Genomic DNA, 23,941 nt, shown 5'->3' with positions numbered 1-23,941 from the left:
TATGAAGAAGTATGCGGCGTATCCTTATATAATATGGAGCATTATATTCATAATAGTTCCATTGGTTTTAGTTGTAGTATTCAGCTTAACTAAATACCAAGATGGATTAGTGTTTACCCTAGATAATTTTAAGAGACTTATGAAACCCATGTATGGTGATGTGTTTATTCATTCTATATTACTTGCTTTAATAGCAACAATTGCTAGTTTGATTTTAGGTTATCCAATGGCTATGATTTTGGCTAATATAGAGCTTAAAAAGAGAAGTACTATGGTGTTACTGTTTGTTTTACCAATGTGGATGAATTTTTTACTTAGAACCTATGCGTGGATGTCTATATTAGGAAGAAATGGGTTTATAAATGTAGCTTTAAAGGCACTGGGACTTCCCACTTTTAATTTGTTATATAATGATGGAGCAGTTATTTTGGGAATGGTTTATAATTTTCTACCATTTATGGTGCTACCAATTTATACAGTATTAAGTAAAATGGACAAAAAGCTTATTGAAGCAGCAAAGGATTTAGGAGCTAATAAAATTATTGTTTTTATAAAAATTATACTGCCATTAAGTATACCAGGAGTTATGTCTGGAATAACAATGGTATTCATGCCTGCAGTAAGTACATTTGTAATTCCAAGACTTTTAGGTGGGGGCCAGTATATGCTTATAGGAAATTTGGTAGAGGATCAATTTACTCTCATGAACGATTGGCATTTTGGTTCTGCTGTATCAATAATAATGATGATTTTAATATTGATATCAATGGCTGCAATGTCTAAATACGACAAAGAAGAAAGTGGTGGTCATTTATGGTAGGAAAAATTATTAAGAAAGTATATACCTTTTTAGTATACGCATTCTTATATGCTCCTATTGTAGTTTTAATCATCTTTTCATTTAATAATTCGAAATCAAGAGCACACTGGGATGGGTTTACTTTTAAGTGGTATGGAGAACTGCTTAAAGATAGACAAATATTAAGAGCATTATATTATACACTTGCTGTAGCAGCATTATCATCTATAGTTGCTACTGTCATAGGAACTATATCTGCAATTGGGATTTACAAAATGAAAGGTTTTAGCAAGAAAGCAATTTTAAATATAAATTATTTACCTATATTAAATCCTGACATAGTTACAGGGGTTGCATTAATGAGTTTATTCATTTTTATAAAATTCCAATTAGGATTTATAACAATGTTGCTTGCACATATAACTTTTAATATACCTTATGTTATTTTGTCGGTATTACCTAAGTTGAAGCAAATGCCTAAAAATATAACAGAAGCGGCAATGGACTTAGGAGCAACTCCAACATATACTCTTAGAAAAGTTATTTTACCTCAGATAAAACAAGGAATTATTTCTGGATTTCTTATAGCATTTACATTGTCTATAGATGATTTTGTAATAAGTTTTTTTACAACAGGCTCAGGGGTAAGCAATTTGTCTATAACAATTTATTCTATGGCAAGAAGGGGAATAAATCCTAAGATAAATGCATTATCTACTTTGATGTTTTTAGTAGTATTGATTTTACTTATTATTATAAATATAAGAGATAAAAGGGAGCGTGATATTAAAAATGAAAAATTTTAAAAAATTATTAGCAATACTTATGATGTTAACAGTTTTAACAACAATTGCTGTTGGGTGTGGACAAAAAGAAGACAAAGTGGTTCTTAATGTGTATAACTGGGGAGAGTACATGGATACTTCTATACTAGAAGATTTTGAAAAAGAATATGGAATAAAAGTTAACTATGAAAATTATGATACCAATGAAAATATGTACACAAAACTTAAGAGTGGTGGAACAGCTTATGATATTTGTATACCATCAGACTATATGATTGAAAAAATGTTAAAGGAAGATATGCTTGAAAAAATTGATTTCAATAATATTGCAAACTATAAATATATAGATAATAAATTTAAAAATTTATCATTTGATCCTAAAAATGAGTATTCTGTACCATATATGTGGGGAACATTTGGAATAATATATAATAGCAAAACAGTAAAAGAAAATGTAGATAGCTGGGATATACTTTGGGATAAAAAGTATGAAGGTGAAATATTAATGTTTAACAGCTTAAGAGATACAATATCAATTTCACTAAAACGTCTAGGATATTCTATGAATAGCATTAATTCAGATGAAATAGAAAAAGCTAAACAGGAATTAATAAAGCAAAAACCTCTTGTACGAGCTTATGTAGTTGATCAAGTTAAAGACATGATGTTGCAAGAAGAAGCAGCAATGGCAGTCGTTTGGACTGGAGATGCAATGGTATTGATGAGTGAAAATCCAGATCTTAAATATGTTGTTCCTAAAGAAGGAAGTAATATATGGTTTGACAATATAGTAATACCAAAAGGAAGTAAACATAAAAAAGAAGCTGAATTATTTATAGACTTTTTAACAAGACCAGATATTTCAAAGAAAAATGTTGAATATATAGGATACTCAACACCAAATACAGAAACTTATAAAATGTTAGATGAGGATATTAGAAACAATAAATCAGCATATCCAGACGATGAAGTATTAAAAAAATGTGAAGTGTTTGTTGACTTAGGTGATAATTTAAGAAAATATGATGAAGCATGGACAGAAATAAAATTGGCTAAATAATATAAGAAAAGTGCATTGCACTTTTCTTATATTATATTTCTTCAGATTTAGAGAGCTTTAAAAACATAAAATTTAAAGAAAGATAAGAAATGCATAAAAATAGATTTCCTAAGAATGTAATAATAAAACTAATAGAAATTAATGCAAAAGCTAAAACTGTATAAAAATATAAAGTTACAGAAGGTATTTTTAATTTTCTATAAAATGACAGTAGATGAGCAGATAAAATAACAAAAAAACTATATAAAGGAAGAATACAAGAAAGTATATATAGAATGTTATTCAATACTTCAGTTTTATCTAAAACAGATATATAGCTATTGAAGACACAAACTAAACACATAAAGAACATATATAAGCCAAAGAATTTATCTAGATAAGAAAATTTTGAGGAAAGATAAATTAAAACCTTTAAATCTCTATAAATGTAATAGATACAAGGGAAGGTAATAAGCATATTAATGAAAAACATATATTTTCTATTAACAGGATTAATATAGTCATTAAATAAAACTAAAACGAGAAAATTTAAAATGATGAAAAAAAAGGATATGATGAAATTTTCTTTGATTTTTTCGTTTGAACCTGACATTAGGTAAATCACCTCGGTAATATTATATGGTAACAAATGGGGTTTTATGTATTTTAGAAGTGAAATAAAAATAAAATCCATACTTATGAAAAAGCATAGATTTTATTTTATAAAAACATATTATTCTATTGAATTAAGTTTGGTTATAACTATTTGTTCTAACATTTCTAGATTTTTATTAGATTCTTCTAAAGTATTACCTTTTGTATAGATATATATTTTTATTTTAGGTTCTGTACCAGAAGGACGAACTGCATACCAGCTTCCATCTTCTAAATAAAATTTTAAAACATTTGAAGGAGAAATATCTTCATATCCCTTTAAATAATCTATAAACTTTGATACTTTAAGTTTTCCTATTTGTTTTGGAAAATCTTTTCTGTAGCCTTCCATCATTCTAGCTATTCTTTTCTTTCCTTCTATTCCTTCAAGTACAAGAGAAATTTGTTTTTCCTTATAATAACCGTGTTTTTGAAAAACTTCATTTAATATATCTAAAAGAGTTTTACCTTTAGTTTTATAGTAAGCAGCAGCTTCACACAAAAGCATTGCGGAACTAACTCCATCTTTATCTCTAACAAAGGTGCCCGTGTTATAACCTATGCTTTCCTCATAACCAAATATAAATTGGTATTCTCCTGTCTTTTCAAATTGAGGAATTTTGCCACAAATATTTTTAAATCCAGTAAGGGCTTCAAAAGTAGTAACTCCATATTTTTCAGCAATAACTTTTCCAAGGTCACCAGTTACAATGGACTTTACTATTGCTGCGTTTTGTGGCAAAGTACCCATCTCGTGCATACCTTCAACGATATATTTTATTAATATTGCTCCAGTTTGATTTCCGTTAAAAGAAATATATTCTCCATTAGAATCTCTAACTTCTATAGCTAATCTGTCACAATCAGGATCAGTTGCAATTAGAAGTTCAGCATCAATTTTTTTACCTAATTTTTCAGCGTATTCAAAGGCTCTAGTATCTTCAGGATTAGGATAATCAACTGTTGTAAAGTTCGGATCAGGTTTTTCTTGTTCAGGCACAACTGCAATATTTTTAAAGCCTCTTTCTTTAAGTACACGTCGTACTAGTATATTTCCTGTGCCGTTTAAAGGCGTATAAAGTATTTTGATATCTTTATCGATGTTATCACGTATTTTTAAGCCCTTTACTTTTTCTACGTATTCATCATCGATTTCCTTGCCTAATATTTGAAGAATACCTTTTTCCAAAGCTTCAGTTTCACTTATTTTTTGTACATCTTCAAATTTTTCTATTTTATTTATTTTTTCTGTTATAGCAGTTGCAACATGTGAAAGTATTTGTGCACCATCTTCCCAGTAAACCTTATATCCATTGTAATCTTTTGGATTATGGCTTGCAGTAATTACTATTCCAGCAGCAGTATTTAGTCTTCTTACAGCAAAAGAAAGTTCAGGAGTTGGACGTAAATCTTCAAATAAATAAGCTTTAATTCCGTTAGCAGCAAGTACAAGCGCAGCGGTTTTTGAAAATTCTTTTGAGTAGTGTCTGCAATCATAAGCTATAGCTACACCTCTGTCCATGTATTCTTTACCTTTTTCAACTATGAAATCAGCAATACCTTGAGTAACTTTTGATACGTTATATATGTTCATTCTATTTGTTCCTGCACCAATTTTACCTCGAAGTCCAGCAGTTCCAAATTCTAAATCTTTATAGAATCTATCTTCAATTTCTTTTTCATCTTTTAAGGCTTTTAATTCTTCTTTTGTTTTTTTGTCAAAGAACTCATTGTTTAACCATTGGTCATAATTTTTTTTATAATCCATAAAATCACCCCTTATATAAAATTAAAATTTCCAAATTGGATATTTTTCATACTTAAACAATATTACTGTATGAAATTAAAAAAAGGATTTTGTTATAATATAACATTTATCTGTAAAAAAATATAGTTAGTATAAAATTACTGTAGGATATTTTTTCAACTATGTTATAATTTTTATAAAGATTTTAATGTTTTCTTAAAAAAGAAAATTTAAATAAAAAAACTAAAGTTTAGGAGTTGATTTTGTGGATTTAAAAGAAAAAGCACTAAACCTTCATAAAGATAACCAAGGTAAAATATCTATAAATTGTAAGGTTCCTGTAAAAAATGCTGAGGATTTAGCTCTTGCCTATACTCCAGGAGTTGCTGAGCCATGTTTAGAAATTAATAAGGATTATAATACTATTTATGACTATACATCAAAAGGAAATTGGGTAGCAGTTGTTACAAATGGTACTGCAGTTTTAGGATTAGGTGATATAGGAGCAAGTGCGGGATTACCTGTTATGGAAGGAAAAGCTGTTTTATTTAAAGCATTTGCAGGGGTAGATGCATTTCCAATATGTTTGGACACTAAAGATGTAGATAAAATAATTGAGACTGTCAAAATAATGGAACCTAGCTTTGGCGGAATTAATTTAGAAGATATAAAAGCTCCAGAATGTTTTGAAATAGAAAAAAGATTAAAGGAAGAACTGGATATTCCAGTATTTCATGATGATCAGCATGGTACTGCTATAGTAGTTTTAGCAGGACTTTTGAATGCAATAAAGTTAGTAAAGAAAAATTTAGAACAAGTAAAAATAGTTATAAATGGAGCTGGGTCAGCAGGGATTTCGATTTGTAAGTTGTTACTTTTAGCTGGTGCTAAAAACATAGTTATGTGTGATAAAATGGGAGCTTTAGTTGAAGGTGCAGAATGGATGAATGAAGCACAAGCGGAAATAGCTAAGGTTACTAATAGAAACTTTGAAAAGGGAATCCTAAAAGAAATAGTAAAAGAAAAAGATGTATTTATAGGAGTTTCTGGGCCTAATGTTTTAAATGCACAAATGGTATCAACTATGAATAAAGATGCTATTGTATTTGCAATGGCAAACCCTGTGCCAGAAATCACACCAGATGAAGCTAAGGTTGGAGGAGCAAGAGTAGTTGCTACAGGAAGGTCTGATTATCCAAATCAAATAAATAATGTTTTGGCATTCCCAGGGATATTTAGAGGAGCATTAGATGTTAGAGCAAAAGAAATAAGCGAAGAGATGAAAATAGCAACAGCAAAAGCAATTGCAGAAATGGTATCAGAAGAAGAACTTAGTGAAGAATACATAATTCCAAAAGCATTTAATTTAGACATAGCACCTAATGTTGCAGCTAGTGTAGCAAAGGTAGCTATTGAAACTGGAATAGCTAGAAACAATAAAGTTACTCCAGAATGGGTAGCAGAACATACAAGACAATTAGTAAAATAAATTATACTAAATTTAAAATAATAAAAGAGGAAACTGCATAATTTCAAAATTATGCAGTTTTTAATCCTAAATATTTGTATATTAATGTTTAGGGTTATTACTAACAACTTCTATGGCTTGCATGATAGCGTTAGTTATATTTATAACTTCTTGTTTATTTATTTCATGTAGAGCTCTAGTATAAATTTCTCCCTGTTCTGTAACAATGTACTTAGGTTTTATAGAGTTCAATGCATAAGCTTTAATATCCAGTTTGCATTTATCGCATTTACAGATGTTGTTATATTCCTTCAGTATTTTATTGAGTAAGTGGTCAACAATTTCTTCTGAGTAATTTTTTAAACTATACATAATTAATCCCCCAAAGATTTATTAAAATCATTTATATTATTATATGTGGTATGAAGCTTATCTATAATGTTTTTCAATGTTTTAACTAGTTTATTTCCTTTAAAAATCTTAAAGCATTTTTATAAAATATTTTTTCAATTTCAGATTCGGAAAAATTATTTTTTTGTAGTGCAGAAATTAATTTGTTTATTTCTCCAGTATTTTTTATTTCCAAATTAGAATCTATACCATCAAAATCCGTACCTAAGGATATAACATCTATACCACCTATATTTTTAATATGTTTTATATGTCTTATCATATCCTCAATTTTACTAAAATCATTTCCGCCAAGAAAATTGCCATAAAAATTTAATCCCATTACTCCACCTTTTTTAGCAAGAAGTTTTATCATTTCATCACTTAAATTTCTTGGATGGTTGGTAATTGTCCTTGCATTAGAATGAGAAGCTATGAATGGTGTTTTGCTAAGTCTACATACGTCAAAAAAACCACCATCAGATAAATGAGAAACATCAATTATCATATTTAAATTATTCATTTCTTCAATTAATTCATATCCAAAAGGGGTGAGACCTTTATTCATATACTTTGAATTACAATTTGGATAGCCTATTTCATTAGGAAAATTCCAGGTAAGAGTAATAAGCTTAATGCCTAATCTATGAAAATTTCGAAGATTAGATAAATCACCTTTAAGTGCAGCACCTTCTTCTATGGTCAAAAAAGCAGAAATTTTATTATCTGATTTATTTTTTATAAGTTCATCATAGTTTCTTGCTAAGGCTATGTAATCTATATTTTTTTCTAATTCTATATAGAATTTATCCAGCATTTTTAGAGTATATTGAAGAGGATTTTTAACCTTGTCTAACTCTATAAAAAGCGCGAAAAATTGAGCTGCACAATTTCCTTTTTTTAATTTGTTTATATCTACACTATATTTATTTTCAAAGAGCTCAGTATTATCGTTATATATTTTAGAAACAGTATCACAGTGAAAATCAATTAAATTCATAAAAAACCTCCTATTAGCTATAAATTATTATATCAAATTATTTACATATATGTAATAATAAATAATTGATATATACAAATATATTAAGAAATAAGTATATTTATGTAATATTAAATATACTTATACAACATAAGCATACTATAAAAATTGTTAGATTGACATTATTCTTCCTTTAAATATTCTTTTATGTTGACATATATTTTGTTTAATATTATAATCTTATATAAATTGTTATTTTGTATAAAAAATAAGTTAATATTTATAAAAGCTTCAAAGATAGTGAAGAGGAGAGTAAGTATAGAGTCGGATTTATAGCGAACTAACGAGGGTGAAAGGTTAGTATGAAGTCTATGCTGAAGAACACCTTGGAATCTCTAACCGAAATCAATTTTGAAAGTAGGCTTAGACGGAACCAGGCCGTTAACAACTGGAAAGTATTGTATAGTACTTTTGAAGAGTGGTCATATTGTATATGACAAATTAGGTGGTACCACGGATATGTAACCTTCGTCCTAACATTTTTAGGATGAGGGTTTTTTATTTGTTTTTAAGAGTAAAATAAGAATATTGAGGAGGAGTAAGTTATGGAAAATATATTGATTAAACAGCTTTACAGAGAAACTGATAAATTTGTTGGTAAAGAAGTGAAAATTTCAGGATGGATTAGAACATTAAGAGCTTCAAATAAATTTGGATTTATAGAAGTTAATGATGGAAGTTTTTTTAAAAACACTCAAGTTGTATTTGATCAAAGTTTAGAAAACTTTAAAGAAATAGCTAAATTTGCTATTAGTTCAAGTATAAGTGTAGAAGGAGAGGTTGTATTAACAGAAGGAGCAAAACAACCTTTTGAAATTCATGCTAAAAAAATTATATTAGAAGGAAAATCAGATGCAGATTATCCACTTCAAAAGAAAAGACATACTCTTGAGTATTTAAGAGAAATAGCGCATTTAAGACCAAGAAGTAATACTTTTTCAGCAGTATTTAGAGTTCGTTCTCTTGCAGCATATGCTATACATAAGTTTTTCCAAGAACAAGGATTTGTATATGTAAATACTCCTATAATAACTGGAAGTGATGCTGAAGGTGCAGGAGAAATGTTCAGAGTAACTACATTAGATGTAAAAAATGTTCCAAAAGATGAAGAAGGAAATGTGAATTGCAAAGAAGATTTCTTTGAGAAAGAAACTAACCTTACTGTAAGTGGGCAGCTTGAAGCTGAAATATATGCTCTTGCATTTAGAAATGTTTATACTTTTGGTCCTACATTTAGAGCAGAAAATTCTAATACAGCAAGACATGCATCAGAATTTTGGATGATAGAACCAGAAATGGCTTTTGCAGAATTAAATGATTATTTAGATAATGCAGAAGAAATGATTAAATATGTAATTAAGTATGTAATGGAAAATGCTCCAGAAGAAATGGAATTCTTCAATAAGTTTATTGATAAAGGATTATTTGATAGATTAAATAATGTTGCTGATTCTGAATTTGGAAGAGTGACTTATACAGAAGCTGTAGAAATTCTTCAAAAATCTGGGCATGAATTTGAATATCCAGTAGAATGGGGAATTGATCTTCAAACAGAACACGAAAGATATTTAACAGAAGAAATATTTGGAAAACCTGTATTTGTTACAGATTATCCAAAGGATATAAAAGCATTCTATATGAGATTAAATGAAGATGGAAAAACTGTTGCAGCATCAGACTTACTTGTGCCAGGAATAGGTGAACTTATAGGTGGAAGCCAAAGGGAAGAAAGACTTGATGTATTAGAAAATAAAATAAAAGAAATAGGACTTAACAAAGAAGATTACTGGTGGTATTTAGAGCTTAGAAAATATGGAGAAACTAAGCACTCAGGATATGGTCTTGGATTTGAAAGACTAATCATGTATTTAACAGGAATGGGTAACATAAGAGATGTAATACCATTCCCAAGAACTCCAGGAAACGCAGAGTTTTAGAAGAGTTTAAATTAAATAATAGGGTATAGGGCGTGTAAGATTGTTTTGAGTTTAAAGCAATTTTACACGCCTATTTTTATTTATATACATAAACAATAAAACAAATAAACACTACAATTCATAGTAAATTGAATATTATTAAAAGTAATTATTAATATTGGACTTAATGTAATATAAAAGAAAGTTTAACACAGACATACTAATGGAAATAATATTGAAAATAATATACACAACAGTATAGATAACAATACAACTAATAATACAGAGGAAAATATAAATTCTAATGAAAAACCAGAAGAAAATGAGAAAAATGATTCTCAAGGTAACAGCTCAACTGGTTTAAGTAACTCACCTAAAGAAGATAAACAAAATTTAGAGCTTAAAGATGGACAATTAAAAACTGAAGATTCAGTTTCAAAACCATCTGTTCCTAAAGAGTTAAATATAATAAAAGTAGGTACTAATGATATTACTCTTAGTTGGTCTAAAGTATCTCAAGCTGTATCATATAACATTTATCGTTCACTTAGTAAAGATGGAAAATATGTAAGAATTGACACACCAAAGGGAACTTCATATACAGATAAAGGATTGATGCCGTCTACTAAATATTGGTATGAAATATCAGCGATAAACAGTTCAGGAGAAGGAAATTTTTCAAGTATAATAAGTTCAATAACAAAGGAAAAAGTTAAAAATAAAATAGGAAATACTTCTGCTAACATTAATAATGAGGGATACACAGCGGTGCAGGGAGATTGGATATATTATCAAAATTGGGGATCGGAACCACAAGGTATGTTACATAAAATAAAAACAAATGGAACTCAAGATCAAAAAGTTCAATAAAATAATGTTTAATTAAAATATAAAGTTTATTATATGGATAACTATTTTATAATAAAAGTTGATAATAAATTATTTATTAAAAGAATATAGATAGAATTGTGTAATTTAGAATGCTACTATGAAATACTACTAGAAATTGATTTTTCTAGTAGTATTTTTAAAATTTAAAACATACATCTCTTTATTTTTTAGCTTATTTAATCTATTTCTAAATTATCAAGTCCATATCCTTTCCCCCATGCAGAAATTACAGGAACAACATTAATAAAGGCATCATTATCCATTTTAGCTACAAAATTTTTAATAAGCATTGATTCTCTTGCAGAGCAAACGGAAATAATTTTTGTTTTAGATTTATTAGAGTGAGCACCGGTTATATTTCCAATACTAACCCCTTTATTAATTTTATTTAAAATGTAATCTGAAATCTCAGTAGTTTTAGTACTGACAATTACCATTTTTACTAGTGATGATCCAAACCCAAATAGAACTGTATCAACTGTTTTTACATAGATCATCTGCATAATAATTGCATATAATACAGCATTTCGACCAAAAACAAAACCAGATAGTGTAAGTATACAGATATCAATGACGAGTAAGATTTGACTTACACTTATAAAAGGGAAAAATTTTTTATGAATGATTTTAGCGACTGTATCTGAACTTCCTTGAGAAAATCCATTTTTCAACACTAAACCTAATCCAATTCCTGCAAAGATTCCGTAATAGATGCAAGAAAGTAATTTATCATTAGAGTTTGCATCAATAAAATTTAAATTTAAGTTATCAAACAAGATTAATATAATAGGGTATGTTGTTGATAAAAGTATAATTTTTAAAGCTTCCTTCTTACCTAAAATAAGCCAAGCTATTATTAATACGGAAACACATAAAGTATAGTAGATAAAAGTATAGTTAACATTTATCAATTGCCCTAATACAAGAGAAATCCCTGTAAAACCACCTACTACTAATCCATTTGGTTTTAAGATTGCGGTAACGGCAAAAGCTTGAATCATACATCCAATATAAACTATCAAATAATCTATAATTCCTCGGTTTATTTTTTTTAATAGCATAATATTTCCTCCTTACAGAATCTAATTACATTCTTTATGGTCTATATCATATCAAGTAGAAAAATAAAAAACAAGTCAAATTCAACTAAAAACACAAAACAACACAAAAAACAACAATTTTAAAATGGGAAAAATAATTTTACAACATTTAAATACTCATAAAAGCATAGAAATGATTAGAAAATGTGAGTAGGAGAAAGAAAAAGAGTAGAAGCACAATATTACAACATGAATTATATATAATATTTGTATTGAGTTGATATAAAATAATGAAAACCAGTACTGAGTATGGGAAAATGCAAACAATTACAATCAATAATTTAAAAATATATATTCAATTACAAAAAATAAAACATAAATACTTGAAAACACACAAAAAGTGATATATAATTACATTAGATTCATCGATGAAAGTAAAAACTGGTTAGCATGAAAAGAAAACGTTTTTTCACATTAAAAGATCTTAGGAAGTTATGATTAGCACTTATTAATTACGCTTATATAATTAAAGATTTTTTTGATTATCTTTCAAAAAAATTATTAAAGTACTAAGATTTAGAATGACAGATTTGTGGAATTATTTTTAAGTTTGAAGGGTGATTTACAAATAAAAAATGGGAGGGTTTTGCAGTGGGAAAATTAAAAAATAATAGCAGTTTTTTAAAATGGTTTAAGCTCGTTGTTTTAATTTTAGGTGGAGGAACAATATACAAGCTTTCTTCCTTAAAAGATGCATTTTATGTTCCTATGCAGGAGTTTATGCATTTATCACATACACAAATAGGTATGGCTATGTCTGTTTATGGAATGGTTCAAACATTTGGTAACATAGGTTCCATTTATATAGCGGATAGATTTTCAAAGAAAAAATTAATACCAATATCTTTAATAGGGGTAGGAGCAACTGGATTCTATTTAGCAACATTTCCTAACTATTCTGGAGTATTAGTATGTTGGGCTTTATTCTCTTTATTTGGAGAGGTGTTATATTGGCCTGTTTTATTAAAATCTGTAAGATTATTAGGTAATGAAGATGAACAGGGAAGAATGTTTGGTTTCCTTGAAGCAGGTAGAGGAGTAATTGATACAATTGTAGCGTTTAGTGCTCTTGCAATCTTTGCTGTATTTGGAAAAGGCGCAGGTGCTTTAAGAAGTTCTATAATATTCTACTCTGTAGTACCAATTGTTATAGGCGTTATTTCATACTTTATGCTTGAAGATGATGTTATAAAAACTACTGATGAAAAAGGAAATAAAGTTAGTAGAAATAAAGTTGCATTACAAGGTGTTATAAAAGCAATAAAAACACCAGAAATATGGGTAGTATCACTTACTATTTTCTCAATATATTCAGTGTATTGTGGTTTAACGTACTTCATTCCATTCTTAAAAGATATTTATGCAATGCCAGTAACATTGGTTGGAGCTTACGGTATTATCAATCAATATGGTTTAAAAATGGTCGGTGGTCCAGTCGGTGGATTCTTGGTTGATAAAAAGGTTAAATCAGCAACAAAATACTTAAGAGGAGCTTTGTTAGTAGCAGCTATTGCTATGACAGGATTTATGTTCTTACCTCATGAATCTATGAACATATATGCAGGAATGAGTTTAACACTTGGTTTTGGTGCAATTATCTTTACAATGAGAGCTGTATTCTTCGCTCCAATTGAAGAAATAAAAGTACCAAGAGAAATAAGTGGAGCAGCTATGTCAATAGCTTGTGTGCTAGGATATTCACCATCTATGTTTGCATATGCATTATATGGTAGTATGTTAGATAAAACACCAGGACTTCAAGGGTACAAGCATGTATTCATGACTATGATTGGTTTCGCATTACTTGGATTTGTTATTGCAAGTATATTACTTCGCATTATTAAAAATAAGAATAAACAATTAAAAGATAAAACAGCAATGAATGCATAAAAGATTTTAATATAAAATGGGAATGCGTAAAATATATATTTTACGCATTCATTTATGGAGGAGATAATTATGAAAATAGGATTGGAAACAGAAAGTTATCATTTGCATTTCCAAAATGGACGTATGGATATTTTTGATTTTATAAAGAAAACTGCTGAATTAGGTTTAGATGGAGTGCAAATAAATATTATTAAAGATAAGAATCTTGATCCCAATTGGGGTTGCCTTGGTAGTGATGATCCTGAACATTTAGAAAAAATAAAGAAAGAAATTCAGAAATATGGATTATTTGTTGAACTTGATACAAGAGGAACAGAGCCAGAACATTTAAAAAAAGTTATAGAAGTTGCACATAAAATAGGTGCAGATATTGTTCGTAACTATGTTAGCTGTGGTGGAGACTTACAGGAAGAAATTAGACGTGCACCAGAAGATATTAAACAAATTATACCGTTATTAAAAAAGTATAGAATTAAACTTGGTATAGAAAATCATGAGTATGAAACAGCTGATGAAATGATAGATATAATCAAAAAAATTGACAGTCCTTGGGTAGGAATTACTTGTGATATTGGAAATGGAATGATGGTTTGGGAAGAGCCGATTGATACGGTGAAAAAGTTAGCTCCATATACTGTTACAACACATTTTAAAGATCATATTATTGTGCCAAATGGAGATGATTACAGAGTTTGTGGAATTGCTGTAGGTTCAGGTAATATTGATACTGAAGAATGCTTTAAGATATTGGTAAATGATACTACATTAACAAGAATAAATATTGAAATGTGTCATCCATATACAGCAACATTTAAAAAAGAAAAAGGAGCCGGTGGGGCGCTTGAATTAGGAAAAGGTGCATTTAAAATAGAGAATCCACCACTTAATCCAGCAGTTATAAAGGTTACAGATTACTATTATCCACCAGAAGAATTGATTGAAATGATGCTTGAATATCAAGAAAAAGAAGTTGAGAAATCAGTAAAATATGTATTAACTTTAAGAGATAAATATTGTAGAGAAACTATATAACGTTTAAAATATGAAGCATTTCATCCAGGTTTTAGGTATGAAATGCTTTTGATAATTTATAATAGATAAAAATATGAATTTTAATGTTGGTAAAGCAATAATTGAATCTATTTGGACAGGAAATGAATTGAAAATATTATCAAAATAAGGTATAATACTTTCAAACACACAAAAATACACAAAAATTGTAACTTTATTTAAAAGGAGGTGTGAGGGATGTTAGCACAAGAAAGGTATGAACAAATTCTGAGCATACTTGAAAAAGATAATTCTGTAAAGGTTTCCAAGCTTACTAAATTATTTAATGTATCTATAGAAACTGTTCGAAGAGATTTAGAATATTTAGAGAAAGAAGGACTTCTTAAAAGAGTTTATGGTGGAGCAGTTCTTAAAGAAGTAAATAGTAAACAGCTTTCATTTCAGTCACGAAAAAAAGAGTATATAGAAGAAAAAAACGAAATAGCTGAGGTTGCAGCTGGATTTGTAACAGAAGATCAGTCCATAGCTATGGATGCGGGTACAACTAATTTAGAAATAATAAAAGTGCTTAAGAAAAAATTTGAAAGACTAACAATTCTAACTAATTCATTGATGATAGCTAATGAATTGGCTGATATGGATAAATATACAGTTATTCTTACTGGAGGTATTATCAAGAATGATGAATTTTCTTTAGTTGGTGCTATTGCAGAAAGTAATATTAGTAATTTTAATATAGATACAGCTTTTATTAATGTAAATGGTATATCTCTTAAGGATGGAATTACAGATTGCATGTTTGAACAGCTTCAAATTCAAAAGAAGATGATAGAAGTTTCTCAAAAGGTTATAATTTTAGCAGATAGCAGTAAGTTTGATACGGTATCTTTATTGAAAATTTGTGATTTAGACCAAGTTAATATGATTGTGACTGATTCTAAATTGAAGCAAAATGTTTTTGAAAAATACACAAGAAACGGAATTGAGGTTGTGAATAAATAGTTTTATTTAGATTATTTATAATGCCACTTATATACTAATATCGATATATAAGTGGCTATTAATTTACAATAAATAGTTTTTGTGTAATCATGTGTAAAACAATTATATTTTTATAATGATAAATAAAAAACAATACAAAATACCCCAAAAAAAGCATAAAAAATTGAAATTATACATATAATATGATATTATATACATAAGAATGCGCAAAAAATTATGTATAAATATCTACTTATATTAAAAAATGTGGAATTAAATGGAGTGTTATTTAAATTCTAAAAAAATATGGTCTTAAAGGAGGATGAGAACCAATAAGATTAGTTTTATTTATAGTAAATACTTAAGCAAAGGGTATTTGTTTTGAAAATTATATTTTTTTAGAAAGTACAGGTTTGCTTAAATTAATATGAAAACGATTTATAATAAAAATAAATTTAGTAAATTATTTTATGTATTAATAAAATATATATTATAAAGAGGGTGAACTTATAGTGCAAGGGTTAGAGAATTTTTTTAAACACTTAGCGGATATGATTTGGGGAAATTGGCTTATAATTACACTTATGAGTGTTGGCCTATATTATACTATAATGACAAAATTTATTCAAATAAGAAAGCTTCCTTTTATAGTTTATGAAACGCTTATTAAACCTTTTAAAAAAGGTTATAAACAAAAGGGTGAGGGGACACTTACTCCATTTCAGGCTTTATGTACAGCTTTAGCGAGCTGTGTTGGAAATGGTAATATTGTAGGAGTTGCTACAGCTATTGTTGGTGGTGGACCAGGTGCAGTATTCTGGATGTGGCTTGCGGCACTGTTAGGTATGGCAACAAAGTATGCTGAAATTACAATAGGTATGTTATATAGAGAAAAGGCAGAAGATGGTACTTATGTAGGTGGACCAATGTATTATATTTCTAAGGGAATGAGGCTTCATTGGCTAGCAGTGATCTTCTCTAGCTGTCTTGTTTTACAGATTTCTGGAGGTAATCTTATTCAATCTAACGCTGTTGCTGGTGTCGTTGAAAGCATGTTTGGAATTCCACCGCTAGTTACAGCTTTTTTACTTGTATTTGCTGTTGGGCTTGTTGTTATCGGTGGTGTAAAGAGACTTGGTCAGGTTACAGAAAAATTGATACCTTTTATGGCTGGATTTTATATAATTGGTGGAATTTGTGTTATAGTTATGAATATTGATATGATTCCTAATATATTTGAACTTATTTTTAAGAGTGCTTTTAATGTTAAGGCTGGGGCTGCTGGCGCGGCAGGGTATTCTGTTCGTCAGGCATTAAGATATGGTGTTGCTCGTGGACTTTATTCTAATGAAGCTGGTGAAGGGTCAGCTCCAGTTCTGCATTCTGCAGCTATTACCGATCATCCAGTAAGACAAGCATTATATGGTATTACTGAGATATTAATTGATACTGTAGTTATATGTACTATTACATCCTTGGTAGTTCTTTCTTCAGGAGTCTTAGAAACAGGAGCGAAGGCTTCAGTACTTGTGAGTATAGCGTTTGGACAGGTTCATCCTTTATTTAAATATATTATTGGAATAAGTATGATTTTATTTGCCTATTCGACTATTCCTGCACAATGGTATTTTGGTAATGTTGGTTTGACTTACATTATTGGTTCTAAGAAAGCGTCTTATTTTAAATATCCTTTTCTGGGTTTTACCATAATTGGATGCATTAGTAGCCTGAAGTTAGTATGGTATATACAAGACTGTATTTTAGGTTTGCTAATTATCCCTAATCTTATTGCTATCATATATTTAAGTCCGAAGGTTTTCAAGAGTACTAAGGAATTCTTTGATCCATCCAATGGATATCTGGAAGACAAAAGTGCTTAATACAATTTAATATAATTTATAAGGATATGATACTAAAATTAATATCATATCCTTAAATAAAGTATAGACCTTGCTTTGTTTGGCAAGGTCTATACTTTATTTAAAATACACATAAAGTTCTAAAAAACATGTAAATATAATATTCAAATTGCAAAATAACACAAAAAAACATATAAAAAAACAAAAATACTTGAAAATACACAAAAGGTGGGCTATAATCATATTAAAGAAGTATTCAATCAACAAATTAAAATTCATAATTATGAAGAAAAGATACAAGTTATATAAACTAAATTTTAATACGAATAAATGAATATAAAAGTATAAATTACGATAAAAAAACAAATTATTTAAACAAGCTAGAAGTACAGTATAAGTATCTAAGTTATCAGCAGGTACAAAAGTTGAGATTCAATTAATAGCAACTGTTTAATTTTAAAGTAAGGATGGAAGTAAAATTCACCATCCTTATTTTAATCTATAAAGAGATTAAAAATTAATTAATAGAATCTGTTAAGCTAATATGAAAAACAGCTTAATATTTGGTAGAATTACTCGTTCTTTGAAAACTATATAAGTTTGATTATTTTATTGTATGATAAACAAACCTGCAATAAAGTGGGTTTTTGCAGGTTAATCAAATATATTAATAAACATTATGCAGCTACAAACCAAGAAAATTTATTTAAGTTATCACTTTGAAACCTTGCTATTTCAGCAGGAGTTAGTCTATTTAGTGAACCATGAGGTCTAATAAAGTTGTAGTGAAAAAGAAATAAGGATATTAGATTATTTGCTTTATCAAAAGAATTAAAACTTTTTTTAGCTTTATACCATGCTTTGAATGTTTTATTAAAAGATTCTAGTTTGCATTTTTTACATTGATATTTTTCATTAGCCTGATTATCCAATCCGAACTTATATAGTTTATCTGAATGTCAACGAGGACTTAGTTTTTTCACAAATAGTATTATCGTAAATTGAAAATATAGGTAACTCAGATAGTGACAATTGAAAAAAACATGTACAACAAAATTTCTATACTTTTCCATGTAACATTAATATTCAAAATACCTTCACTTAAAAATTTATCGAAGGTAATTCTATGGCAATTAGAAAGGTTTAATAAGACAATATCAGTTATTGTTCCTTTATAACCATTTTGAGTAGAACCTTTTATAAATTGCTGAACATGTTATTAAAACTATAAATATATGTTGTGAAATTTTCTCAATTATAGTATTTATTTTGAATTTAACATAAATAACTCACGAAAGGCGGGACTAATATGTTACTTAAATTTAATATTTTGCTTCCAACTATTATATTTCTAATCGTATATGCATTAATAGTTAGTGAAAAACTAAATAGAGTTGTTGCAGCTCTTGGAGGAGCAGCAATAATGCTTGCTCTAAAACTCATATCACAGCAAGAAGCCTTTGCTAAAATTGATTTTAATACTATAAGCTTACTTATTGGAATGATGATTATTGTAAACATAACTAAGAGAACTGGATTATTTGAATATGTTGCCATAAAAGCAGCTAAATTTTCTAAAGGTAATCCACTTACTCTTCTTATAGTATTTTCATTAATAACATTTGTTTTTTCTGCTTTACTAGATAATGTTACTACTGTTTTGCTAATTGTTCCTGTAACATTAGTTGTAACGAAAACTTTAGATACTAATCCAATACCATTCTTAATAACTGAGATATTATCTTCAAATATTGGAGGTACTGCAACCTTAATAGGTGATCCTCCTAATATAATGATAGGTAGTGCAGCACATATTAGCTTTTTAGAATTCATAAAAAATTTAGCTCCTATTGTAATAATTATTTTTATAGTTAATATGTTTTTAATAAAATTTATATATAAAAAACAAATAGAAACTACAGAAGATAAAAAACAAAAAATAATGACTATGGATGAATACAAAGCAATAACCGACCCTGTTTTATTAAAAAAATGTTTATTTGTACTAGCCTTTACATTTTGCGGTTTTCTACTTCATGCTTCTTTTCATTTTGAATCAGCAACTGTAGCAATAATCGGCTCCTCTATGCTTTTACTTATAAGTAAAGTAGAGCCTGAAGAAATATTAGAAGAGGTTGAATGGGGAACATTATTTTTCTTTATAGGTTTATTTATAATGACAGGAGTACTAGAAAATGTTGGTTTGATGGAACTTTTAGCAAAAAAAGCTTTAGCATTAACACAAGGTAATCAAACACTAACAGGAATTTTAATTTTATGGGTATCTTCTATTGCCTCTTCATTTATAGATAATATACCTTTTGTAGCTACAATGATTCCTTTAATAAAATCAATGTCAACTATGGGACATATGAATGTTATGCCTTTATGGTGGGCTTTATCTCTTGGTTCTTGCTTAGGCGGAAACGGAACTATTGTGGGGGCTTCAGCTAACTTAATTGTAATAGGAATAGCTGGGAAAAGTGGTTATAAAATATCTTTTAAAGACTATTTTAAAATAGGTTTTCCTTTAATGATAATATCTATAATTATTTCTACAATATATCTTTTATTATTTTATTTATAAGTTTTAAAAATAAATACATATAGGGGATGTGATACTTTATGAAAAAAAAATATATATCAGTCAAAGATTCTATGCTTAAATTTCAATTAGAACAACTTGGAGCTGAGGTCTGTAATATTAAAGAGCCTTTATACTATATAAAATTCACAATACATGGTACAAAGTTTAGGTATTTGTACCATATAAACAGAAAAAATAAATATTTTCTTGAAAGAATCTCACCTTATAATATGCCTATTGCTGGTTTTGATTTAGAAGAAAATATAATTAACAGTATAAAAATAGATATTGAAAAATTTAAAAATGCAAAAAACAGTAAAAAATTCGAAAATTTTATTTATACAAATCAAGATATAGTAAATATAGCTAAAATTTTTGAAAAAATATATTTACATTACAATATATCAAAATATGATTTAAAAGAGATAAATGATGAAATTTGTAATATAAAAAGCAAATTAGAAGATATTGTTAAAACCAACAAAATAGTCTATGATGTAGATGAAGATATAGAAATATACTAAAAAAGGTATAAAATACCCTATAGCGAGAGCTTATAGCTTTATATGGAAATATATATACAGTTTTCTTCAGTTATTAATTCATCAAGCTTTAATTTAGCATGGTTTTTAGTATTAGTTATAATTATTGTTTCAGGAATATTTCACCTAAATTAAATTTAGTATGAATTTTGATTCCTGTTTTTGCAGACCTAAATTTTACCCACTTAAAATAACTATGGAAAGAACCAATTTTAATTGACATTCACAGTTAAATAAAAAATTTCTGGAACTTTTAGAAGTTCTCAAGGAGCAAGTACTTTTACTAGAATCCGTGGTTATGTATCTACTGTAAGAAAATAAAGTCAAAATGTTTTAAATTGCATAAAATCAGTATTTACAGCAACTGATCCAACTTTAACATAGAAAGCTCCGCTAAAAGAAGTGTAACACCTTTTTTTGTGTGTATATAAATTTAATATGAACATCTTACTATCAAATAAATAAAATATTTAATGGTAAGGTGTTTTTTGTATAATTAAAATAGTAGCTGAATAGTTACAAATAATTAATATTTAACTTATAAGAATATATTTTAAAGGATTTCCAATAAATTAAATTTATAAATTTTTCAAATAACATTGTATAATTATTATTAATAGTCAGTAACATCCTTCATGTGTGTTTTTCCAATAATTATACTTTTAAGCAAAGGTTAATGAATTTTTCATTACAAAATTTACGGGTGAACTTCATAAATTTTAATATTAATTTTATAAATAGTATTTTAATTGCAAATGTTGAATGCTATCTATACAATTTGTTAAATTGTACAAAGTTTGAAATTTAATCATAATTTTTTGTTCAATATGAAATACTGAAAACAAGTAGTATATTTAAACAAAATAAAAATGTATAGAGGTAGGAATTTTCTATATGCTGTAATTATAAAATAAGAACATTGGGGTTGTTTAATACAAATAAGAGAGGAAATTATAAAATGATAAAAGTTGATGATTTAACCAAAGAATATCATAAGGTACTTGCAGTAAACAATATGAGCTTTCAAGTTGAAGATGGACAAATTGCTATTTTATTAGGTCCTAATGGAGCTGGGAAAAGTACAACTATAAAATGTATTACAGGTTTACTAAGATATAAAGGAAGTATAGAAATCGAAGGCTATGAAAATAAAACAGTAGATGCAAAAAGGGTATTTAGTTATGTTCCAGAGACACCATCACTTTATGATATGCTTACTGTGTATGAACATCTTGAATACATAGCAAGTGCTTATAATGTAAAAAATTATGAAGAAAAGGTTGATTTACTTTTAAAACGATTTGAACTTGAAGATAAAAAATACAAGCTTGGAAAAGAATTGTCAAAGGGTATGCAACAAAAGGTAAGTATATGTTGTGGACTTTTGACTAATCCAAAAGTTATATTATTTGATGAACCTATGATTGGTTTAGATCCAAAAGCAATAAAGGAATTAAAAAAAGTATTTTTAGAGCTTAAGGAAAATGGATGTTCTGTAATAATAAGTACACATATAATTGATAGTATTGATGAGATATGGGATAAAGCGATTATAATAAATAAAGGAAATATTGTTATTCAAACAACAAGAGATGAACTTGACAAAAAGAAAGAATCCTTAGAAGAAATCTTTTTTGAGGTTACGGAGGGATAATATGAAACCATTATTTTATCTTATGAAAAAGACTTTTAAAAATTACTTAAAGGATTTAAAAAGAAAACCATTTGCACTTATAGGATATATTGTTATTGCTGCTTTAATGATAGGAGCTATTGTAATGAGTGCTATTAATCCATCTCAACGTCACACACATTTTTCAAATTATAGATTTGGATTTATAGTAGGAATGGTTTTAATGATATTTTTCTATTTAAGTATAAAAGATGGATTAGCTAAAGGAAGTTCGTTTTTTAGATTGTCAGATGTAAATTTAGTTTTTACAGCTCCTATTTCTCCTAAAAAAGTGTTGATATATGGAATTTTGAAACAATTATATCGTACATTTATTATGCTTTTTTTTATTGTACTTCAAATACCCAATATGAGTAATTGGTTTAATTTAAAAAGTTATGCCTCTATTATATTAATTTTAGGCGTATTTGTTTTTATGTTTTCAATGTCTATAATAGGGATTTTAGTGTATTCTATTGCATCAAGATCTGAAAAATATAGAGAGATGTTTGAGAAAGTGCTAAAAGTAGTTGCAATAATATTTATAGGAATTGCTTTAATTCAAGTAATGAAGACTAAAAATATAGCTTTAGCTGGTGAGACTATTTTTAATAGTAGATATTTTTCTTATATACCTATACTAGGATGGACTAAAGAGATTTTAATGGCTTGTGTGTATGGGATAAGCAATAGTTTTTACATATATGGTGTTATTACTGTTATATTTATAGCTATAATGATTTACATTATATATAACGTAAATACGGATTACTATGAAGATGTACTAGGTGCTACAGAATATAAGGAACAATTATTTAAAAATAAACGTGAAGGTAAATCAGTAAGATTTAACACTAAGCTTAGAAAAATTAAACAAAGTTATAAAGGAAACGGAGCAAAAGCTATATTTTATAGACAAATACTTGAATATAGAAAGTCAGGTTTCTTTTTTATAAATATGCGTACTTTAAGTATGATTATAGCAGGAATATTTTTTGGAATGAGTATTGGTGGAAACAATATAATTGCTGTACTATATTTTTCTGCTTATATGCTTTTGATTTTTTCATTTCAAGGAAAATGGTCTGATGAAATTCAAAAACCATATATTTTTTTAATACCATCAAGTTCTTTTAGTAAAGTTTTTTATGCTACTTTAGCTGATAATATAAAAAACTTTATAGATGGAGTTGTACTTTTCATTATTGTAGGAATTAAGTTTAAAACTAGTCCCTTAATAATATTTTTATGTTCATTAGCCTATGCAAGTTTTGGAGCGATTTATATTTATATAGATATATTGGCACGAAGAATGTTTAAAATTGAAAGTAAGACATTAGAAACCTTTTTTAAATTTATATTTGCCATATTTATAGTAGCACCCGGAATTTCAATTTCAGTATATTTAGCGATAGCTTATAGAGATGTTAGGTATATGAAATATTTAATGTATTTAATATTGATAGGATATAATTTATTTATTTCAGCAATAATTTTAATTTTCAATAAGGCGATTTTTGAAAACTTGGAAATGCATTAGTTAGAGAGTATTGAATAAAGGTTGCTAATAA

The 23,941-nt window shown here is 27.8% G+C and carries 18 protein-coding genes, 1 pseudogene and 1 other annotated feature; of the genes and pseudogenes, 14 read left to right on the top strand and 5 right to left on the bottom strand.

Translation table 11 applies throughout. From position 1 onward, the window contains the following. Position 1 precedes the first annotated feature (1 nt). From OW763_RS03370 to OW763_RS03360, 3 genes are read left to right on the top strand one after another with little or no spacing between them, the layout of a single operon-like run. Positions 2 to 820, top strand: a complete 819-nt coding sequence (locus tag OW763_RS03370; protein ID WP_268039645.1) for an ABC transporter permease — start codon at positions 2 to 4, stop codon at positions 818 to 820. After that, positions 814 to 1,605 (top strand): ABC transporter permease, encoded by a 792-nt coding sequence (locus OW763_RS03365; RefSeq protein WP_268039644.1) that lies wholly within the window; start codon positions 814 to 816, stop codon positions 1,603 to 1,605. Before OW763_RS03370 ends, OW763_RS03365 begins: the two co-directional genes overlap by 7 nt. Further along, positions 1,592 to 2,644: an ABC transporter substrate-binding protein gene (locus OW763_RS03360; protein ID WP_268039643.1), complete on the top strand. Its 1,053-nt coding sequence runs from the start codon at positions 1,592 to 1,594 to the stop codon at positions 2,642 to 2,644. The genes OW763_RS03365 and OW763_RS03360 overlap by 14 nt, the downstream gene beginning before the upstream one ends. 712 nt (positions 2,645 to 3,356) lie before the next feature. Here the strand turns inward: OW763_RS03360 and OW763_RS03355 are convergent. Further along, positions 3,357 to 5,045 carry a phospho-sugar mutase gene (locus OW763_RS03355; RefSeq protein WP_268039642.1) on the bottom strand — a complete coding sequence of 563 codons (1,689 nt, stop codon included), beginning with the start codon at positions 5,043 to 5,045 and terminating at the stop codon, positions 3,357 to 3,359. A gap of 244 nt (positions 5,046 to 5,289) precedes the next feature. Here OW763_RS03355 and OW763_RS03350 point away from each other — a divergent pair, with 244 nt between their 5' ends. After that, on the top strand, positions 5,290 to 6,513 hold the full coding sequence (locus OW763_RS03350; protein WP_268039641.1) for an NAD(P)-dependent malic enzyme: 1,224 nt from the start codon (positions 5,290 to 5,292) through the stop codon (positions 6,511 to 6,513). 81 nt (positions 6,514 to 6,594) lie between these two features. On the opposite strand, the gene OW763_RS03345 is transcribed toward OW763_RS03350, so the two are convergent. After that, complete coding sequence (locus OW763_RS03345; protein ID WP_268039640.1) at positions 6,595 to 6,864, bottom strand: late competence development ComFB family protein; 270 nt, start codon at positions 6,862 to 6,864, stop codon at positions 6,595 to 6,597. An 85-nt stretch (positions 6,865 to 6,949) separates the two neighbouring features. Further along, on the bottom strand, positions 6,950 to 7,882 hold the full coding sequence (locus tag OW763_RS03340) for a dipeptidase (RefSeq protein WP_268039639.1): 933 nt from the start codon (positions 7,880 to 7,882) through the stop codon (positions 6,950 to 6,952). Between the two features lie 270 nt (positions 7,883 to 8,152). Beyond that, positions 8,153 to 8,400: a binding site (T-box leader), on the top strand. A gap of 66 nt (positions 8,401 to 8,466) precedes the next feature. Here OW763_RS03340 and asnS point away from each other — a divergent pair. Next, complete coding sequence (gene asnS / locus OW763_RS03335; RefSeq protein WP_268039638.1) at positions 8,467 to 9,858, top strand: asparagine--tRNA ligase; 1,392 nt, start codon at positions 8,467 to 8,469, stop codon at positions 9,856 to 9,858. A 213-nt stretch (positions 9,859 to 10,071) separates the two neighbouring features. Then, positions 10,072 to 10,707: a fibronectin type III domain-containing protein gene (locus OW763_RS16890; protein WP_336296877.1), complete on the top strand. Its 636-nt coding sequence runs from the start codon at positions 10,072 to 10,074 to the stop codon at positions 10,705 to 10,707. 197 nt (positions 10,708 to 10,904) lie between these two features. On the opposite strand, the gene OW763_RS03325 is transcribed toward OW763_RS16890, so the two are convergent. After that, positions 10,905 to 11,789: a YitT family protein gene (locus tag OW763_RS03325; RefSeq protein ID WP_268039637.1), complete on the bottom strand. Its 885-nt coding sequence runs from the start codon at positions 11,787 to 11,789 to the stop codon at positions 10,905 to 10,907. A gap of 630 nt (positions 11,790 to 12,419) precedes the next feature. Here OW763_RS03325 and OW763_RS03320 point away from each other — a divergent pair. From OW763_RS03320 to OW763_RS03305, 4 genes are all read left to right on the top strand, one after another. Beyond that, positions 12,420 to 13,718 carry an MFS transporter gene (locus OW763_RS03320; RefSeq protein ID WP_268039636.1) on the top strand — a complete coding sequence of 433 codons (1,299 nt, stop codon included), beginning with the start codon at positions 12,420 to 12,422 and terminating at the stop codon, positions 13,716 to 13,718. A gap of 69 nt (positions 13,719 to 13,787) precedes the next feature. Further along, complete coding sequence (locus OW763_RS03315; protein ID WP_268039635.1) at positions 13,788 to 14,750, top strand: sugar phosphate isomerase/epimerase family protein; 963 nt, start codon at positions 13,788 to 13,790, stop codon at positions 14,748 to 14,750. 216 nt (positions 14,751 to 14,966) lie between these two features. Next, positions 14,967 to 15,731, top strand: a complete 765-nt coding sequence (locus tag OW763_RS03310; protein WP_268039634.1) for a DeoR/GlpR family DNA-binding transcription regulator — start codon at positions 14,967 to 14,969, stop codon at positions 15,729 to 15,731. Positions 15,732 to 16,222: 491 nt separating this feature from the next. Further along, the gene (locus OW763_RS03305; protein WP_268039633.1) at positions 16,223 to 17,590 is read left to right on the top strand and encodes an alanine/glycine:cation symporter family protein; all 1,368 of its coding nucleotides are present in this window, start codon (positions 16,223 to 16,225) and stop codon (positions 17,588 to 17,590) included. 656 nt (positions 17,591 to 18,246) lie between these two features. On the opposite strand, the pseudogene OW763_RS03300 reads toward OW763_RS03305, so the two are convergent. Further along, positions 18,247 to 18,456: pseudogene (locus OW763_RS03300) on the bottom strand (integrase core domain-containing protein); the annotation flags it as partial. Positions 18,457 to 18,896: 440 nt separating this feature from the next. Between OW763_RS03300 and OW763_RS03295 the strand changes: the two are divergent. The 4 genes from OW763_RS03295 to OW763_RS03280 all read left to right on the top strand — a co-directional run bounded on the left by OW763_RS03295 (position 18,897) and on the right by OW763_RS03280 (position 23,910). After that, on the top strand, positions 18,897 to 20,156 hold the full coding sequence (locus tag OW763_RS03295; protein WP_268039818.1) for an ArsB/NhaD family transporter: 1,260 nt from the start codon (positions 18,897 to 18,899) through the stop codon (positions 20,154 to 20,156). Positions 20,157 to 20,194: 38 nt separating this feature from the next. Then, entirely contained in the window at positions 20,195 to 20,680 is a 486-nt protein-coding gene (locus OW763_RS03290; protein WP_268039632.1) for a hypothetical protein, read from the top strand. A gap of 976 nt (positions 20,681 to 21,656) precedes the next feature. Then, positions 21,657 to 22,352: an ABC transporter ATP-binding protein gene (locus OW763_RS03285; RefSeq protein ID WP_268039631.1), complete on the top strand. Its 696-nt coding sequence runs from the start codon at positions 21,657 to 21,659 to the stop codon at positions 22,350 to 22,352. Position 22,353: 1 nt separating this feature from the next. After that, positions 22,354 to 23,910 carry a putative ABC exporter domain-containing protein gene (locus OW763_RS03280; RefSeq protein WP_268039630.1) on the top strand — a complete coding sequence of 519 codons (1,557 nt, stop codon included), beginning with the start codon at positions 22,354 to 22,356 and terminating at the stop codon, positions 23,908 to 23,910. Positions 23,911 to 23,941 lie beyond the last annotated feature (31 nt).

The sequence above is a fragment of the Clostridium aestuarii genome (assembly GCF_026735135.1).
Classification (GTDB): domain Bacteria; phylum Bacillota; class Clostridia; order Clostridiales; family Clostridiaceae; genus Clostridium_H; species Clostridium_H aestuarii.
This window is presented reverse-complemented; position numbering and strand designations above follow the sequence as displayed.

Coding starts and splice junctions, on each gene's coding strand:
- OW763_RS03370 (WP_268039645.1), top strand. CDS start 2: ATGAAGAAGTATGCGGCGTATCCTTATATAATATGGAGCATTATATTC.
- OW763_RS03365 (WP_268039644.1), top strand. CDS start 814: ATGGTAGGAAAAATTATTAAGAAAGTATATACCTTTTTAGTATACGCA.
- OW763_RS03360 (WP_268039643.1), top strand. CDS start 1,592: ATGAAAAATTTTAAAAAATTATTAGCAATACTTATGATGTTAACAGTT.
- OW763_RS03355 (WP_268039642.1), bottom strand. CDS start 5,045: ATGGATTATAAAAAAAATTATGACCAATGGTTAAACAATGAGTTCTTT.
- OW763_RS03345 (WP_268039640.1), bottom strand. CDS start 6,864: ATGTATAGTTTAAAAAATTACTCAGAAGAAATTGTTGACCACTTACTC.
- OW763_RS03340 (WP_268039639.1), bottom strand. CDS start 7,882: ATGAATTTAATTGATTTTCACTGTGATACTGTTTCTAAAATATATAAC.
- asnS (WP_268039638.1), top strand. CDS start 8,467: ATGGAAAATATATTGATTAAACAGCTTTACAGAGAAACTGATAAATTT.
- OW763_RS03325 (WP_268039637.1), bottom strand. CDS start 11,789: ATGCTATTAAAAAAAATAAACCGAGGAATTATAGATTATTTGATAGTT.
- OW763_RS03315 (WP_268039635.1), top strand. CDS start 13,788: ATGAAAATAGGATTGGAAACAGAAAGTTATCATTTGCATTTCCAAAAT.
- OW763_RS03310 (WP_268039634.1), top strand. CDS start 14,967: ATGTTAGCACAAGAAAGGTATGAACAAATTCTGAGCATACTTGAAAAA.
- OW763_RS03290 (WP_268039632.1), top strand. CDS start 20,195: ATGAAAAAAAAATATATATCAGTCAAAGATTCTATGCTTAAATTTCAA.
- OW763_RS03285 (WP_268039631.1), top strand. CDS start 21,657: ATGATAAAAGTTGATGATTTAACCAAAGAATATCATAAGGTACTTGCA.
- OW763_RS03280 (WP_268039630.1), top strand. CDS start 22,354: ATGAAACCATTATTTTATCTTATGAAAAAGACTTTTAAAAATTACTTA.